The organism is Enterobacter kobei (assembly GCF_001729765.1).
GTDB classification, from domain to species: Bacteria; Pseudomonadota; Gammaproteobacteria; order Enterobacterales; family Enterobacteriaceae; genus Enterobacter; species Enterobacter kobei.
Genome location: NZ_CP017181.1, coordinates 4,632,665 through 4,648,739, shown reverse-complemented (window position 1 = coordinate 4,648,739; position 16,075 = coordinate 4,632,665). Strand labels below are relative to the sequence as shown.

13 protein-coding genes and 1 pseudogene are annotated in these 16,075 nt (G+C 55.6%); 9 read left to right on the top strand and 5 right to left on the bottom strand.

The features are described from left to right. Positions 1–62 precede the first annotated feature (62 nt). Both recQ and rhtC read left to right on the top strand, forming a co-directional pair. A complete protein-coding gene (recQ, locus tag BFV64_RS22560) occupies positions 63–1,892 on the top strand; it encodes an ATP-dependent DNA helicase RecQ (RefSeq protein WP_014885641.1) in 1,830 nt (609 codons plus the stop codon). Positions 1,893–1,953: 61 nt separating this feature from the next. Beyond that, positions 1,954–2,574 (top strand): threonine export protein RhtC, encoded by a 621-nt coding sequence (gene rhtC / locus BFV64_RS22555; RefSeq protein WP_014885640.1) that lies wholly within the window; start codon positions 1,954–1,956, stop codon positions 2,572–2,574. Here the strand turns inward: rhtC and rhtB are convergent. Then, complete coding sequence (rhtB, locus tag BFV64_RS22550) at positions 2,571–3,191, bottom strand: homoserine/homoserine lactone efflux protein (protein WP_014885639.1); 621 nt, start codon at positions 3,189–3,191, stop codon at positions 2,571–2,573. The two genes, rhtC and rhtB, sit on opposite strands and share 4 nt — an antisense overlap. A gap of 111 nt (positions 3,192–3,302) precedes the next feature. On the opposite strand from rhtB, the gene pldB reads away from it, so the two are divergent. The 3 genes from pldB to BFV64_RS22535 all read left to right on the top strand — a co-directional run bounded on the left by pldB (position 3,303) and on the right by BFV64_RS22535 (position 6,109). After that, positions 3,303–4,295, top strand: coding sequence for a lysophospholipase L2 (gene pldB, locus BFV64_RS22545; RefSeq protein ID WP_045135424.1), 993 nt, complete (start codon positions 3,303–3,305; stop codon positions 4,293–4,295). Between the two features lie 31 nt (positions 4,296–4,326). Continuing rightward, the gene (yigL, locus tag BFV64_RS22540; RefSeq protein ID WP_023331564.1) at positions 4,327–5,127 is read left to right on the top strand and encodes a sugar/pyridoxal phosphate phosphatase YigL; all 801 of its coding nucleotides are present in this window, start codon (positions 4,327–4,329) and stop codon (positions 5,125–5,127) included. Positions 5,128–5,209: 82 nt separating this feature from the next. After that, a complete protein-coding gene (locus BFV64_RS22535) occupies positions 5,210–6,109 on the top strand; it encodes a carboxylate/amino acid/amine transporter (protein WP_045135425.1) in 900 nt (299 codons plus the stop codon). On the opposite strand, the gene metR is transcribed toward BFV64_RS22535, so the two are convergent. Then, positions 5,997–6,950, bottom strand: coding sequence for an HTH-type transcriptional regulator MetR (metR, locus tag BFV64_RS22530; RefSeq protein WP_023331563.1), 954 nt, complete (start codon positions 6,948–6,950; stop codon positions 5,997–5,999). The two genes, BFV64_RS22535 and metR, sit on opposite strands and share 113 nt — an antisense overlap. 115 nt (positions 6,951–7,065) lie before the next feature. Between metR and metE the strand changes: the two genes are divergently transcribed. Further along, positions 7,066–9,327, top strand: a complete 2,262-nt coding sequence (gene metE, locus BFV64_RS22525) for a 5-methyltetrahydropteroyltriglutamate--homocysteine S-methyltransferase (RefSeq protein ID WP_045281888.1) — start codon at positions 7,066–7,068, stop codon at positions 9,325–9,327. Positions 9,328–9,359: 32 nt separating this feature from the next. Here the strand turns inward: metE and BFV64_RS22520 are convergent, their stop codons facing one another. From BFV64_RS22520 to BFV64_RS22510, 3 genes are read right to left on the bottom strand one after another with little or no spacing between them, the layout of a single operon-like run. Further along, positions 9,360–10,442 carry an ABC transporter ATP-binding protein gene (locus BFV64_RS22520; RefSeq protein ID WP_069602445.1) on the bottom strand — a complete coding sequence of 361 codons (1,083 nt, stop codon included), beginning with the start codon at positions 10,440–10,442 and terminating at the stop codon, positions 9,360–9,362. Beyond that, positions 10,439–11,827 (bottom strand): phosphohexomutase domain-containing protein, encoded by a 1,389-nt coding sequence (locus BFV64_RS22515; protein ID WP_069602444.1) that lies wholly within the window; start codon positions 11,825–11,827, stop codon positions 10,439–10,441. Before BFV64_RS22515 ends, BFV64_RS22520 begins: the two co-directional genes overlap by 4 nt. 29 nt (positions 11,828–11,856) lie before the next feature. Continuing rightward, the gene (locus BFV64_RS22510) at positions 11,857–12,897 is read right to left on the bottom strand and encodes a LacI family DNA-binding transcriptional regulator (protein ID WP_050863000.1); all 1,041 of its coding nucleotides are present in this window, start codon (positions 12,895–12,897) and stop codon (positions 11,857–11,859) included. Between the two features lie 186 nt (positions 12,898–13,083). Between BFV64_RS22510 and BFV64_RS22505 the strand changes: the two genes are divergently transcribed. The 3 genes and pseudogenes from BFV64_RS22505 to BFV64_RS22495 all read left to right on the top strand — a co-directional run bounded on the left by BFV64_RS22505 (position 13,084) and on the right by BFV64_RS22495 (position 16,075). Then, on the top strand, positions 13,084–14,373 hold the full coding sequence (locus BFV64_RS22505) for an ABC transporter substrate-binding protein (RefSeq protein ID WP_048996612.1): 1,290 nt from the start codon (positions 13,084–13,086) through the stop codon (positions 14,371–14,373). A gap of 8 nt (positions 14,374–14,381) precedes the next feature. Further along, positions 14,382–15,247: pseudogene (locus tag BFV64_RS22500) on the top strand (carbohydrate ABC transporter permease). Continuing rightward, a complete protein-coding gene (locus BFV64_RS22495; RefSeq protein WP_045269172.1) occupies positions 15,248–16,075 on the top strand; it encodes a carbohydrate ABC transporter permease in 828 nt (275 codons plus the stop codon).

The following is a 16,075-nucleotide window of genomic DNA, read 5'->3' as shown; positions in this document are numbered from 1 at the left end:
TGAAGTTTCTCTCTCAGGCGCTGAAAATAGCGCCTGTTTCATTTCTGGCATATGGGGTTAACGTGGCGCAGGCGGAAGTATTGAATCAGGAGTCGCTGGCTAAACAGGTTTTGCATGAAACCTTTGGCTACCAGCAGTTCCGCCCTGGCCAGGAAACCATCATTGAAACCGTGCTGGAAGGCCGTGATTGTCTGGTCGTTATGCCGACCGGCGGCGGGAAATCACTCTGTTATCAGGTGCCCGCGCTGGTGCTTAACGGCCTGACGGTCGTGGTATCGCCCCTTATTTCTCTGATGAAAGACCAGGTTGATCAACTGCTCGCCAACGGCGTGGCGGCGGCCTGTCTTAATTCCACGCAAACCCGGGAGCAGCAGCAAGAGGTGATGGCCGGGTGTCGCACCGGGCAGGTTCGTCTGCTGTATATCGCACCGGAACGCCTGATGCTGGATAACTTCCTCGACCATCTCGCACACTGGAACCCGGTCCTGCTGGCGGTGGATGAAGCGCACTGTATCTCGCAGTGGGGGCACGATTTCCGCCCGGAATATGCCGCCCTCGGCCAGCTCCGTCAGCGCTTCCCGGAACTGCCGTTTATGGCGCTTACCGCCACGGCAGATGATACGACGCGTCTGGATATCGTTCGCCTGCTGGGGCTGAATGATCCCTATATTCAGGTCAGCAGTTTCGACCGCCCTAACATCCGCTACATGCTGATGGAAAAATTCAAGCCGCTGGATCAGCTCCTGCGCTATGTCCAGGAACAGCGCGGCAAGTCAGGCATTATTTACTGCAACAGTCGGGCGAAGGTGGAAGACACCGCCGCGCGTCTGCAAAACCGTGGCTTTAGCGCCGCGGCGTATCATGCCGGGCTGGAGAACCACATCCGCGCGGATGTGCAGGAGAAATTCCAGCGTGACGACCTGCAGATTGTGGTCGCGACGGTGGCGTTTGGAATGGGGATTAACAAGCCCAACGTGCGTTTTGTGGTGCATTTCGACATCCCGCGTAATATCGAATCCTACTATCAGGAAACCGGCCGCGCCGGGCGTGATGGTCTGCCTGCGGAAGCGATGCTGTTTTACGATCCAGCCGATATGGCGTGGCTGCGCCGCTGTCTGGAAGAGAAACCGCAGGGACAGCTGCAGGATATCGAACGCCATAAGCTCAACGCGATGGGGGCGTTTGCCGAAGCGCAAACCTGCCGCCGTCTGGTGCTGCTCAACTATTTTGGTGAAGGGCGACAGGAGCCGTGCGGCAACTGCGATATCTGCCTGGATCCGCCGAAGCAGTACGATGGCCTGATGGACGCGCGTAAGGCGCTTTCGACCATTTACCGTGTGAATCAACGCTTCGGGATGGGTTACGTGGTGGAAGTGTTGCGCGGCGCCAATAACCAGCGTATCCGCGACATGGGCCACGACAAACTGCCGGTATACGGGATCGGTAAAGATCAGAGCCACGAGCACTGGGTTAGCATTATTCGTCAGCTGATTCACCTCGGATTTGCCACTCAGAACATCGCTCAGCACTCGGCGCTACAGCTGACCGAAGCCGCGCGTCCGGTGTTGCGCGGTGACGTTGAACTGAAGCTCGCCGTACCGCGCGTGGTCGCCCTCAAACCACGCGTGATGCAGAAATCCTACGGCGGTAACTATGACCGCAAGCTGTTTGCCAAACTGCGTAAGCTGCGTAAAGCCATTGCTGATGAAGAGAACATCCCGCCTTACGTGGTGTTCAACGACGCGACGCTGATTGAGATGGCGGAACAGATGCCGCTCAGCGCCAGCGAAATGCTCAGCGTCAACGGCGTAGGCACGCGCAAGCTGGAGCGCTTCGGTAAAGAGTTTATGGCGCTTATCCGTTCTCACGTTGACGGTGATGATGAGGAGTAGTCAGCCGGCCAAAAAAGTGCCAGTATGATGACTCACTGAATTATTTCCCTGCGAGCCAATTATGTTAATGCTATTTCTCACCGTGGCGTTAGTGCACATCGTTGCGCTGATGAGCCCGGGCCCTGACTTTTTCTTCGTATCGCAAACAGCGGTCAGTCGTTCCCGTAAAGAGGCGATGATGGGCGTGCTCGGTATTACCATGGGCGTCATGGTCTGGGCGGCCGTTGCGCTGCTCGGTCTGAACCTTATCCTGGCGAAGATGGCCTGGCTGCATAACATCATTATGGTTGGCGGTGGCCTGTACCTGTGCTGGATGGGCTACCAGATGCTGCGCGGGGCGCTGAAAAAAGAAGAGAAAAAAACGCAAGAGCCTAAGGTGGAGCTGGCAACGGGTGGACGGAGCTTTGTAAAAGGGCTACTGACCAACCTGGCGAATCCGAAAGCGATTATCTATTTCGGCTCGGTGTTCTCGCTGTTTGTGGGCGACAGCGTTGGCGCGGGCGCACGTTGGGGCATTTTTCTGCTTATCGTCGTGGAGACCTTCGCGTGGTTCACTATCGTGGCAAGCCTGTTTGCCTTACCGGCGATGCGCCGTGGCTACCAGCGTATCGCGAAGTGGATCGATGGCTTCGCCGGCGCGCTGTTCGCCGGCTTCGGCATTCATCTCATCATTTCTCGCTAAGCATGACGCGCTGACGCAAGCAGCGCGCCAACCAGCATAAACAGCGAGCCAAACACTTTGTTCAGGGCCTTCATCTGCTTAGGTCCTTTTATCCATCCGGCAATTCGTTGTGCCAGCGTCGCGTAACCAATCATCACGATAATATCGACAATAATTGTGGTCGCACCCAGCACCACGTACTGCATCACCTGAGGCTGGTGCGGCACGATAAACTGTGGGAACAGCGCGGCGAGGAACACAATGCTTTTCGGGTTGGTCAGGTTGACGAATACTGCCCGCTTAAACAGATGACCACGGTTTTGCGTCTGCGCGAGCGTATTCAGGTTAATGGCGCCAGCCGCGCGCCACTGCTGAATACCCAGCCAGATAAGATATGCCGCACCGGCCCATTTCAGCACTTCAAACGCCAGCACCGAGCGGGAGAACAGCGTTCCCAGCCCAATCCCGACCAGGACGATGTGAATGCCCAGCCCGGTTTGCAAACCGGCAATCGACGCCGCCGCCCCGCGATAGCCGTGGTTGATGGAGGTAGTCATGGTGTTAATCGCACCCGAACCCGGTGAAAGGCTCAGGATGATGGATGTCAGCAGGTAGGCGAACCACCACTCGAAGGTCATTTGAAACTCCCGAATCGTCTGTTTTTATGCCACAATACGCTATTGATGAGTCATTTTGTGACCGGTTACGAAAAAAAACGATATTCCCTGGATTACGTGAGTGGAAACCCAATGTTTCAGCAGAAAAAGGACTGGGAAACACGAGAAAACGCATTTGCTGCTTTCTCTATGGGGCCGCTGACCGATTTCTGGCGGCAGCGTGAGGAAGATGAGTTTACGGGCGTCGGGGGCATCCCGGTACGCTTCGTTCGTTTCCGTGATGAGAAAAATGATCGGGTAATCGTGGTTTGCCCGGGGCGCATTGAAAGCTACGTTAAATACGCCGAACTGGCCTACGATCTGGTCCATATGGGGTTCGATGTGCTCATCATCGACCACCGTGGACAGGGGCTGTCCGGACGCATGCTACAGGACACGCACCGTGGACATGTCGATCGCTTCAGCGATTACGTCGACGATTTTGCCGCGTTCTGGCAGCAGGAAGTGCAGCCCGGCCCCTGGCGTAAGCGCTATATCCTTGCGCACTCCATGGGTGGCGCTATTTCGACGCTGTTTTTGCAGCGGTATCAACACCAGTGTGATGCCATTGCGCTAACCGCGCCGATGTACGGTATCGTCATACGTTTCCCCGACTGGATGGTGCGTCATCTTCTCGACTGGGCTGAGGGCCATCAGCGCATTCGTGAAGGCTATGCCATCGGGACCGGACGCTGGCGCGCGCTGCCGTTCGCCATCAACGTCTTAACCCACAGTCGGCAGCGTTATCGCCGCAACCTGCGCTTTTATGCCGATGAACCGCGCTTACGCGTCGGTGGCCCGACCTGGCACTGGGTGCGGGAGGGGATTCTGGCCGGTGAACAGGTGCTGGCGGGGGTAGGTGATGATGACACGCCAACACTCCTGATTCAGGCTGAAGAAGAGCGTGTGGTCGATAACCGCATGCATGACCGTTATTGTGAATTGCGCGCCGCCGCCGGTCACCCTTGTGAAGGGGGAAAACCGCTGGTCATCAACGGCGCTTACCATGAGATCCTTTTCGAAAAGGACGTTATGCGCTCAGTCGCGCTCAACGCCATTGTTGAATTTTTCAACAGGCATAACTGATTATTGTTTTCCACCAGAGGTTGAAATCCCTATGTACCAGGTTGTTGCATCTGATTTAGATGGCACGCTGCTTTCCCCTGACCACACCCTGTCGCCTTACGCGAAAGAGACCTTAAAGCTTCTGACTGCCCGTGGCGTGAACTTTGTGTTTGCCACCGGCCGCCACCACGTAGACGTGGGGCAGATCCGCGATAATCTTGAGATCAAATCGTACATGATCACCTCCAACGGTGCGCGCGTGCATGATACTGACGGTAACCTGATCTTTACCCATAACCTGGATCGCGATATTGCCGCCGATCTCTTCGGCGTGGTGCATAACAACCCGGCTATCATCACCAACGTGTACCGCAACGACGACTGGTTCATGAACCGCCACCGCCCGGATGAAATGCGTTTCTTCAAGGAAGCGGTATTTAACTACTCCCTGTACGAGCCGGGCCTTCTTGAGCCGGAAGGTATCAGTAAGGTGTTCTTCACCTGCGATAGCCATGAAGAACTGCTCCCACTGGAACAGGCGATCAACGCCCGCTGGGGCGATCGCGTCAACGTGAGCTTCTCAACCCTGACCTGTCTGGAAGTGATGGCGGGGGGCGTCTCCAAAGGTCACGCGCTGGAAGCGGTCGCGAAACGTCTGGGTTTCGCGCTGAAAGACTGCATCGCTTTTGGTGACGGCATGAACGACGCTGAAATGCTCTCCATGGCAGGCAAGGGCTGCATCATGCAGAACGCGCATCAGCGTCTGAAAGATTTGCATCCGGAGCTGGAAGTGATTGGTTCCAACGCTGACAACGCGGTACCGAAATACCTGCGCAAGCTGTTCCTTGAATAATCTTCATTTGGTTGTTTGTTGACCAGATGTCAACTGAAGAGTCCGCTACAATGCCTGTCCTTCTTTCTGAGAGACAAGCATTGTGGCGCTACTCATTATCACCACTATCCTGTGGGCCTTCTCCTTTAGCCTGATTGGCGAGTACCTTGCCGGTTCGGTCGACAGCTACTTCTCGGTGCTGATGCGCGTGGGGCTGGCGGCGCTGGTATTCCTGCCGTTTCTGCGCTCGCGTGGTCAATCGCTGAAAGCGATTGTGCTGTACATGCTGGTGGGCGCGATGCAGTTGGGTATCATGTATCTGTTCAGCTTCCGGGCTTACGTCTATTTGTCCGTCTCTGAATTCCTGCTCTTTACCGTGTTGACGCCGCTCTATATTACGTTGATTTACGACCTGCTCAGCAGGCGTCGTCTGCGCTGGGGATACCTGCTGAGCGCGGCGCTGGCGGTGATTGGCGCGGCAATTATTCGCTATGACAAAGTCAGCGATCACTTCTGGACCGGGTTGATGTTCGTCCAGCTCGCCAACATCAGTTTCGCCATCGGCATGGTGGGCTACAAACGCCTGATGGAAACCCGCCCGATGCCTCAGCACAATGCATTTGCGTGGTTCTATATGGGCGCGGCGATTGTCGCGGTATCGGCGTGGTTTCTGCTCGGTAACCCGCAAAAGCTGCCGACCACGTCGGTGCAGTGGGGCGTTCTGGTCTGGCTGGGCGTGGTGGCGTCAGGGCTGGGTTACTTCATGTGGAACTACGGCGCGACGCAGGTCGACGCCGGAACGCTCGGGATAATGAACAACGTGCACGTCCCGGCGGGGCTGCTGGTCAACCTCGCCATCTGGCAGCAGCAACCGCACTGGCCGAGCTTCCTTATTGGGGGAGCGGTGATCCTGGCTTCACTGTGGGTCCATCGCCGCTGGGTCGCTCCGCGCTCCGCACAAACGGAAGATGGTCGCACGCGTGGTTCCGCGCTGAGCGAATAAACGCTTCTGTCACCGGCTGACGCTGCTCGCCATCGCGCACGGCAGCGTACAGACGGCTCCACAGTCCTTCACCCAGGGTTTTGGTCACCACCAGGCCCTGGCGTTCAAAACTCTCCACCACCCAGTGCGGCAGCGCCGCGATGCCCATGTTGGCGGCAACCATCTGAATCAACAGCAGGGTGTTATCCACGCTTTTCAGCTGCGGGCTAATGCCTGCCGGCTGCAGGAAATGACGCCAGATATCCAGGCGACTGCGCTGAACCGGATAAATCAGCAGCGTTTCTGTTGCCAGGTCTTCCGGCGTGATGCGCGTTTTAGCCGCCAGCGGATGATCCGGTGCCAGCACCAGGCGCACTTCAAAATCAAACATCGGCGAATAGTGCAGGCCGCTGCGCGGCAGAATGTCGGAGGTCATCACCAGATCCAACTCACCCTGCTGCAGCGAGGGTTGCGGGTCGAACGTCACACCGGATTTAAAATCCATCTCCACCTGCGGCCACTTCTGGCGGAAGTTCTCAAGCGCAGGGGTCAGCCATTGAATACAGCTGTGGCACTCAATGGCGATGCGCAGTTTTGTCTGCTGCGGCTCGTTACAGGACTGTAGCGCGCTGGCGATCTGCGGCAGGACCTGATTCGCCAGTTGAAGAAGAATTTCACCCTGCGGCGTAAAGCGCAGAGGTTGGCTCTTACGCACAAAAAGACGAAATCCGAGGCGTTGTTCCAGATCGCTGAACTGGTGAGAAAGGGCAGACTGGGTCTGGTGCAGCGTGGCCGCAGCCGCCGCGAGCGATCCGCAGTTCCGCAACGCTTGCAGCGTTTTCAGGTGTTTTATCTCGATCATGAAAGTCCTTCACTTCGCCATGAACATTTTGCGCTTGAGGAATATACAGTACCTGCCAATTATAGATGTGTAAACATCTGGACGTCTAAATAGCGAAATTCACAAGGGGCATAACATGACAATCCGCAATCACACTCTCGGTTTCCCTCGCGTTGGCCTGCGTCGCGAGCTGAAAAAAGCGCAAGAAAGCTACTGGGCGGGTAACGCTACCCGTGAAGAACTACTGACCGTAGGGCGCGAGCTGCGCGCCCGTCACTGGGATCAGCAAAAGCAGGCGGGCATTGACCTGCTGCCGGTGGGCGATTTCGCCTGGTACGACCATGTTCTGACGACCAGCCTGCTGCTGGGCAACGTGCCGGCTCGTCATCAGAACAAAGATGGATCGGTTGATATCGATACCCTGTTCCGCATCGGCCGTGGTCGTGCGCCAACGGGTGAACCCGCGGCAGCGGCAGAAATGACCAAGTGGTTTAACACCAACTATCACTATATGGTGCCGGAGTTCGTAAAAGGTCAGCAGTTCAAACTGACCTGGACACAGCTTCTGGACGAAGTCGACGAAGCGCTGGCGCTGGGCCACCAGGTGAAACCGGTGCTGCTCGGACCGGTAACCTACCTGTGGCTGGGCAAAGTCAAAGGCGAGCCGTTTGACCGCCTCAGCCTGCTGAAGGACATTCTGCCCGTCTACAAACAGGTACTGATTGAGCTGGGTAAACGCGGCATTCAGTGGGTGCAAATCGACGAACCTGCTTTGGTGCTTGAGCTGCCCCAGGTTTGGCTCGATGCCTTCAAACCGGCGTATGACGCGCTTACCGGGCAGGTGAAGCTGTTGCTGACCACCTATTTCGAGGGCGTGACGCCTAACCTGAGCACGATTGCCGCGCTGCCGGTTCAGGGCCTGCATGTTGACCTGGTTCACGGCAAAGATGACGTGAAGGAACTGCACAAACGTCTGCCCGCAGACTGGCTGCTCTCAGCGGGGCTGGTAAACGGTCGTAACGTCTGGCGTGCCGATCTCACCGAAAAGTATGCTCAAATTAAAGACATTGTCGGTAAACGTGAGCTGTGGGTGGCCTCATCATGTTCACTGCTGCACAGCCCGATCGATCTGAGCGTGGAGACCCGTCTCGACCCGGAAGTGAAAAGCTGGTTTGCCTTCGCCCTGCAAAAATGTGAAGAACTGGCGCTGCTGCGCGACGCGCTGAACAGCGGTGACACGGCGGCGATTACCGAATGGAGCGCCCCGATTCAGGCGCGCCGTCATTCGGCACGCGTGCATAATCCGGCAGTGGAAAAACGTCTGGCGGCCATCACCGCTCAGGACAGCCAGCGCCAGAGTCCGTATGAAGTCCGTGCCGAAGCCCAGCGCGCCCGCTTCAACCTGCCCGCATGGCCAACTACGACGATCGGTTCATTCCCACAAACGACCGAGATCCGCGGCCTGCGTCTCGACTTCAAAAAGGGCAATCTGGATGCGAATCACTACCGTACCGGCATTGCTGAGCACATCAGGCAGGCGATCATCGAGCAGGAGCGTTTAGGTCTGGACGTGCTGGTGCACGGTGAAGCTGAGCGTAACGACATGGTGGAATACTTCGGTGAACACCTGGACGGCTTCGTGTTTACCCAGAATGGCTGGGTGCAGAGCTACGGTTCCCGCTGCGTGAAGCCACCGGTGGTGATCGGTGACGTCAGCCGCCCGGAAGCGATTACGGTGGCGTGGGCGAAGTATGCTCAGTCTCTGACCGACAAGCCGGTAAAAGGCATGCTGACCGGGCCGGTGACCATTCTGTGCTGGTCGTTCCCGCGTGAAGACGTGACCCGTGAAACCATTGCGAAGCAAATCGCGCTGGCGCTGCGTGATGAGGTGGCGGATCTGGAAGCCGCTGGCATTGGCATTATCCAGATTGACGAACCGGCGTTACGAGAAGGTTTGCCGCTGCGCCGCAGCGACTGGGATGACTATCTGAAGTGGGGCGTGGAAGCCTTCCGCATCAATGCGGCGGTGGCGAAGGACGACACGCAGATCCACACCCATATGTGTTACTGCGAATTTAACGACATTATGGATTCCATTGCCGCGCTGGATGCCGACGTGATCACCATCGAGACCTCGCGTTCAGATATGGAGCTGCTCGAGTCGTTTGAAGAGTTCGACTATCCAAACGAAATCGGACCGGGGGTGTACGACATTCACTCCCCGAACGTGCCGAGCGTGGAGTGGATTGAAGCTCTGCTGAAAAAAGCCGCTCAGCGTATTCCGGCAGAGCGCCTGTGGGTGAACCCGGACTGCGGCCTGAAAACCCGCGGCTGGCCGGAAACCCGCGCAGCGCTCGCCAACATGGTGAAGGCAGCGCAGAATTTGCGTCAGGGGTAAGTCTGCGCATTTCCCGCCGCCTGATACTCTATTCAGGCGGCATTTTCCGTCATTGCAATCCGCTTGCCTGCCGCGTCAAAGAGATGCAGATGAGCCTCCTGCACGGTCAGCGTGATACGTTGCTGCGCAGGCAGACTCAGTTGCTGGAAGGATTTCAGGCACACGGCATGCCCTGCCACGTCCAGCCACACCAGGGTTGAATCTCCCTGCAGTTCGCATAACTGCGTTTTCCCGCTCAGGCTAAAATCCCCCGGCTGCTGATAACCCAGGTGTTCAGGGCGGATCGCGACAAATACCGATTCCCCCTCCTGAATGTCTGCGGGCTGATGCGAAAGCGGGAAGACGGTATCAGGGTCGATATGCAATGCCCCCTGCTGCCAGATGGCGGGTAACATATTGATTTTTGGCGTACCGATGAATTCGGCCACGAAGCGGTTCGCCGGGGTGTTGTACAGTTCAAGCGGCGTACCCGTTTGCTCAATATTGCCTTTACACATCACCACGATACGGTCGGCCAGCGTCATCGCCTCGACCTGATCGTGCGTGACGTAAATCATGGTGTTTTTCAGGGTATTATGGAGTTGCTGGATCTCCTGGCGCATTTCAACCCGCAGAGCGGCGTCAAGGTTGGAAAGGGGTTCGTCAAACAGGAACAGCGCGGGCTGCTGGACAATAGAACGACCTATCGCCACGCGCTGGCGCTGGCCGCCGGAGAGGTGTTGCGGAAGCCTGTCGAGCAGCTCGTCCAGCCTGAGCATGTTGGCGGCGTGGGTGATGCGCTGCGCAATGTCGGCCTCCGGGGTGCGGATATTGCGTAAGCCAAAGGCGAGGTTCTCCCGTACGGTCATATGCGGATAAAGTGCATAGGACTGGAAAACCATCGACAAGCTCCGCTTGCCCGCCGCCAGGTGGGTGACATCCTCATTGCCCATCATCAGCATGCCACTGTCTGGCGCCTCTAATCCCGCGATCATGCGCAGCAGCGTCGATTTCCCGCACCCGGAGGGGCCCACAAGAACGATAAATTCTCCTGATGCTATCTCCAGTGACAGATCCGCCACGATGACGTTTTTATCGTACTTTTTATGAATATGTCGTAATGAAAGGGCGGTCATAATGTCTCCTGAGCCCCTTGCAGGGCAGAAATCAGCATCAGCACTTCATGAGTTTTATGGACAAGCAGAGCGGTATCTCCCCGCGCTTCAACATTAAGGCGGACCAGCGGCTCGGTATTGGAGGCGCGGAGGTTAAAACGCCAGTCTGCGAAGGACAGGCTCAGGCCGTCGCAGGTGTCGCGTTCGCATGCGACCGGGGCATAGTGCGCGGCGACGTCATTGAGGAGTGCAGCGGGCTCGTTGACCGTCAGGTTGATTTCGCCAGACACCGGATAGCGGGCCTGTGCGTGACGCATAAGATGAGAGAGCGGCTGCGCGTCTGCGCCCAGGATCTGGAGCATCAGGATCAGCGGGATCATGCCGCTATCGCAGTAGCCAAAATCGCGAAAATAGTGATGGCCACTCATCTCGCCGCCGTAAATGGCATTTTCCCTTCGCATCCGGGCTTTCAGGAAGGCATGCCCGGTTTTACTCACGATTGCGCTACCGCCGCAACGGGCGACCGTGTCGAGCGTGTTCCAGATTAAGCGGGGATCAAGAATGATACGGCTGCCGGGATAGCGTCGCAGAAAATGTTCGGCAAACAGCCCCACGAGATAATAGTTCTCAACGTAATCCCCGCGCTCGTCGAAGAAAAAGCAACGATCGAAATCGCCATCCCAGGCGATGCCAGCATCGGCGTGATGTTCGATGACGGCCAGTCGGGTGCTTTGCCGGTTTTCAGGCAGCATCGGGTTAGGTACGCCAGCGGGAAAGCGGCCATCTGGCTGGTGATGAATACGGATAAACTCGACCGGTACACCGGCACGCTTTAAGCCCTCATCAAGCGCATCTAGCGCCGGACCTGCGGTGCCGTGCCCGGAGTTGACCACCAGGCGTAACGTTCGCGTTGGGGACGTAGTGATAAATCGCAGCAGAGCGTTCACCCAGGCCGGGCGATTGTCGAAGGGAAAAATGCCCCCACGACGCACGCAGGGTGGAAAGCGGTTCTGTTCTGCCAGTGCTTTGATCTCCAGCAGACCGTTGTCATTACTGATCGGGCGCGCCTCAAGGCCAACCAGCTTAAAGCCGTTGTAATGGGCGGGATTGTGGCTCGCCGTCACCTGGATCCCTCCGTCTGCCCGCAATTCCCGGGTGGCGAAATAGACCTCTTCCGTACCGGTCATGCCCAGGTCGATAACATCGACGCCGCCTGCGGTAAGCCCGTCGATCAGGGCCGTTTTTAGCGCCTCCGAGCTGAGGCGGACATCAGCGCCTACTACCACGCGCCGGGGATGCAGCCAGACGGCGTACGCCCTTCCGATGCGACGCGCAATGTCAGGGGTGAGATTGACGTCAACTTCGCCACGAATGTCATAGGTTTTAAAGCACGTTAGTTCATCCATAGTTCACTCTTATCTTAAGCAGGGTAATCTCATGCCGTATCACGCTCGATAAGCCGGTGTTCCAGCGCAACGTGGGTGACGGGGCCATTGTTCAGAAGCAGATCAACCGCGATTTCACCTTTACGTTCGGCATCCTGCGCGATGGTGGTAAGTCCAGGCCCGTTATACTGCCGGGCGGTATTGTCGAATCCGGTAATGGCGACCCGGCCAGGTATAGCAAGACGCTGTCGCTGGCAATAATTCACCGCGCCGATGGCAAAACGATCGGATAAGCAGATCAGCGCCGTGATCTCAGGGTGTGCCGTCAGCAATGCTTCCGCTGCCCGTTCGCCGTGTGGCTCATCGTGATGGGTTTCACACAGCCAGCAGTCACTGAGCCTAATACCGTGCTCTTGAAACGCGTCGCGGCAGGCATTCACGCGGGTCAGCATGAGTTGGTTATCCCCCGTCACGCGGTGCGTCAGAGGCCGCATCCCGCGCGCGTTCGGGTGAGACGGGAAGGCAATAATGCCGAAATGGCGATGACCCTTTTGTATCAGGTAGTGGGTGATATCACGCATGGCGCGTGTGTTATCCACCGACACGCTGCTGAACTGCGGAAGCTGAAAATCGAGCGTCACCACAGGCAGATTGCGGGCCAGGGTTTGTTGAATAATGGCGGCGCTGTTATGCGTGGCGTTGAGAATATACCCGTCCACCAGGGTAGTGAGCGATGAAGGCCCTTTTTGAAGCGGTATCAGCACCAGATTAATATTACGGTCTTCGCAGCGGGTCGCGACGCCGCGCATCAGGCTGACGTCATGCGGATCGATAAAAACATAGCTCATGGCATCGTTAAAAATGACGCCTATGGCCCCGGATTTTCCGGTGCGTAAAGCCCGGGCGAGTTTATCCGGCCCCTGAAATCCAACCTGACGGGCGTACCCAAGTATCTTTTCACGTAATTCAGCAGACAGCTTTTCGGGATTATTCCACGCGTTAGATACCGTGGTATGTGAAATACCCATCTTTGCTGCCAGCGATTTAATCGTCACGTTTTTATTCTTTCTTTTGCTAAATGAATTAGGCATTTTATATTCACGTAAATTATTTATGAGGCGTAATTAAATAAATAATAGCGGCTGAGTTTATCGTTAAATATAAATAGTTTTGTGATTTGTTTAACGTTAAACATAAAAAAGGGGTGTTAGCTTACGCACCATTCACAGAGTGCAGCAGTGAGCGATTAACACTTATCGACATCAGGGAGATATAACGTGAGAGTTGCAGAAGCAGCAAAATTAATAGCATCGGTAATATTCCTCTTTTTTCTTACCGGTTGCGGGCCTGATGATAAAAAAGAGACACAATCCGGGGCGCGTGAAACAATCAAAATGTGGGTCACACCCACCGTCAATGAAGAAGCCTTCTGGAGTAAAATAGTGGCGGAATGGAATAAAGACCCTGCCCATATGCCCGTCGAATTTACCGCTATTCCTGCCGCAAACAGTTCAGAAGAAGCGATAATGAACGCGCTGGCATCAGGGACTGAACCGGATATTTCAACCAATATATTTATTGGTTTTGCCAGCCAGCTTGTTGATGTCGGGCAGATAGAAGATCTCTCCAGAATGCCGGGTTTTCAGGAAACGATTCAGAAACGGCAAATGGCTTCTCTGCTGTCAGCCTGGGAATTAAACGGCAAACAAACAGTACTGCCGGTATATATCAACCCAATTGTCTGGTGGTGGCGCGGTGATTTACTGAAGCAATACGGTTTTGATCGGGTACCGGTTAGCTACGATGAACTTTACGCGCTGGCGAAGCGTCGGGCGGCGGATAATCACGGCTATGTGATACAGCTTACGGCAGGTAAAAACTGGTGGGAACGCTGGTTCGACTTCATTCCGCTGTTCTACGCCCAGAGCCACGGCAAGCCGTATCTGGTCGACAAAAAACCTGCGCTGACCACGCCTGCTGGCGAGGCCGTGCTGACCTTCATGGGCAACGTTTTTAACAATAAGTGGAGCAGCTACGACTTCACCTCTGCCGAGGATCCGCTCGCAACGGGGCAGGTTATCGCCTCAGCGCGCGGACCGTGGGATTTAGCCCGCTATCGCAAGCAGTATCCGGACATATTAAAAACGATTCAGATCGGTCCGATGCTGACCGAGACGGGCATTGAACACCCCTATACGTTCGGCGACAGCAAAGGTCTGGTGATCTTCAGTTCCAGTAAGCGAAAGGCGCAGGCCTGGCAGTTTATGCAGTGGGTCTTCAGTAACCCTGAACATGACCGGCTGTGGCTTGAGTTGACAGGGATGCCGCCCGCCCGCGCGGATTTAATGAGTAATCCGATCTTTGTCAGTTACTTCAAACAAAATCCGCTAGAGAAACAAATCGCCTCGTGGGTGGACGTCGCGCTTCCTCCTGCAGCAACAAACCAGACGACAGAAGTACAGCGCAGCATGACGCAGATGCTTGAGCGCGTGATATTCAAAACCAGTACGCCTGCCGACGCGCTGAAACAATCTCAGCAGGAAATCAGCGCCCTCACGGGCCAGTAGGGGGCATGATGGCTGGATATGAATCCCGAACCGGAGGCCTGCTGGCCTCCACCTGGATTGGCTATTCGCTGCTATTTTGGTTCTACCCGCTTGCCTGGCTGGTGGTGCTGAGCGTGACCCGCTGGCAGTTTATCGGCGCACCGCAATTTACCGGTTTGCAGAACATTATTGGCGTACTGCACGATGCGTTATTCTGGACATCCATGTGGAACATTTGCCGCTTTTTAATGTGGTATGTCCCGATCGTGTTTATTACCGCGCTGCTTTTTGCTGCCGGATTACGCAGAATTAACTACGGCCGGGGGTTATCGCCCTGAGTTTTTTACTGGCAAATATCTCGTCAGGGGTGGCGTACTCAATTGTCTTTTCCCGTCTCTTTAATGAGTACGGCCCGGTTAACCGCTTATTGTCTGCGTGGTTTGGGATTTCCGTGCCGTGGTTTACCAACCCTGACTGCGCCATGCTATCCATTGCGCTTATCGTGACCTGGAAATTTGTCGGTTATTACGGATTAATTCTCTATTCCGGCATGCAGGCTATTCCATCGGATATTTATAGTGCGGCTATTCTCGATAAAACCGGGCGTTTTCAGAAAGGCTGGGCAATAACGCTGCCGATGATGAATCCGCAAATTGTGATGGTGATGGTGCTGGCTATTACGGTGGCGTTCAGTATTTTTACAGAGCCCTATTTAATTACCGGTGGTGGGCCACTAAACAGTACCACCAGTCCCATGGTGGTCATGTACGAAGCCGCGTTTCAAAATATGAAACCTACCTGGGCTGCTGCCATGTCGATTATCGTCGCTGCCTGCAGTTTCCTGATGATCTGGCTATTTCGTCGGTTATTCGAAAAACACATTGAGATTGTATGAATGAAAAAACTCACGCCCCTGAGCCTGCTAATTCATGCGCTGATGTTTATTCTGGCGTTAAGCTGGCTCTATCCGTTTGTCTGGATGGTCGTGTCATCCCTGAAGCCTACGGCACAGATTTATACCACGGATCTCTTTTCGGGCACGCTGACGCTCGAAAATTACACTTTCCTTTTCGATAACAGCAACCGGGCCGATAAGCCGTTTCTGCGCACGCTGCTTAACTCGCTTTTCGTCTCTGTCACCGTGACCGCGAGCGTGACCGTCACCTCCATGCTGGTGGGCTATGCGCTGGCAAAAACGGAATTCTGGGGCAAAAACGCTTTCCGTAATCTCTTGATTGTGCAGATGGTTTTCCCGGTTTTCATGTTCATCATTCCACAGTTTGTGCTGATGCGTGAGCTCGGTCTGATCAACCGTTACAGCGCCATGATCCTGCCTTATGCAATGAGTGCCTGGGGGATCTTTATGGTGTCTCAGAGCTTCAAGGGTACGCCCAACGATTACCTGTACGCCGCGCGTCTGGATCATGCCAGCCTGTGGGCCATTCTGCGGCACGTCATGATGCCGCTGAACAAGTCCATTCTGGCGATCGTGGCGCTATTTACCTTCTCAAGCTCGTGGGACAACTTCCTCTGGCCGCTGATTGTCATGCGCGATGCCGACAAAATGCCGTTTTCGGTGCTGCTGGCCACCTTCAGTAAATCCTACGGCGTTTATCTGGGGCCAGTGATGGCGGGAGCCGTGGTGCAAATGCTGCCGGTCATCGTGTTGTTTATCCTGTTCCGGAAATATTTCCTGCAGGGCATGTCGTTATCACTGAAATAA

What these genes read in the sequence shown, in the direction of transcription:
- rhtC (WP_014885640.1), top strand. Translation starts at nt 1,954, where the DNA reads ATGTTAATGCTATTTCTCACCGTGGCGTTAGTGCACATCGTTGCGCTG.
- rhtB (WP_014885639.1), bottom strand. Translation starts at nt 3,191, where the DNA reads ATGACCTTCGAGTGGTGGTTCGCCTACCTGCTGACATCCATCATCCTG.
- pldB (WP_045135424.1), top strand. Translation starts at nt 3,303, where the DNA reads ATGTTTCAGCAGAAAAAGGACTGGGAAACACGAGAAAACGCATTTGCT.
- yigL (WP_023331564.1), top strand. Translation starts at nt 4,327, where the DNA reads ATGTACCAGGTTGTTGCATCTGATTTAGATGGCACGCTGCTTTCCCCT.
- metR (WP_023331563.1), bottom strand. Translation starts at nt 6,950, where the DNA reads ATGATCGAGATAAAACACCTGAAAACGCTGCAAGCGTTGCGGAACTGC.
- metE (WP_045281888.1), top strand. Translation starts at nt 7,066, where the DNA reads ATGACAATCCGCAATCACACTCTCGGTTTCCCTCGCGTTGGCCTGCGT.
- BFV64_RS22520 (WP_069602445.1), bottom strand. Translation starts at nt 10,442, where the DNA reads ATGACCGCCCTTTCATTACGACATATTCATAAAAAGTACGATAAAAAC.
- BFV64_RS22515 (WP_069602444.1), bottom strand. Translation starts at nt 11,827, where the DNA reads ATGGATGAACTAACGTGCTTTAAAACCTATGACATTCGTGGCGAAGTT.
- BFV64_RS22510 (WP_050863000.1), bottom strand. Translation starts at nt 12,897, where the DNA reads ATGCCTAATTCATTTAGCAAAAGAAAGAATAAAAACGTGACGATTAAA.
- BFV64_RS22495 (WP_045269172.1), top strand. Translation starts at nt 15,248, where the DNA reads ATGAAAAAACTCACGCCCCTGAGCCTGCTAATTCATGCGCTGATGTTT.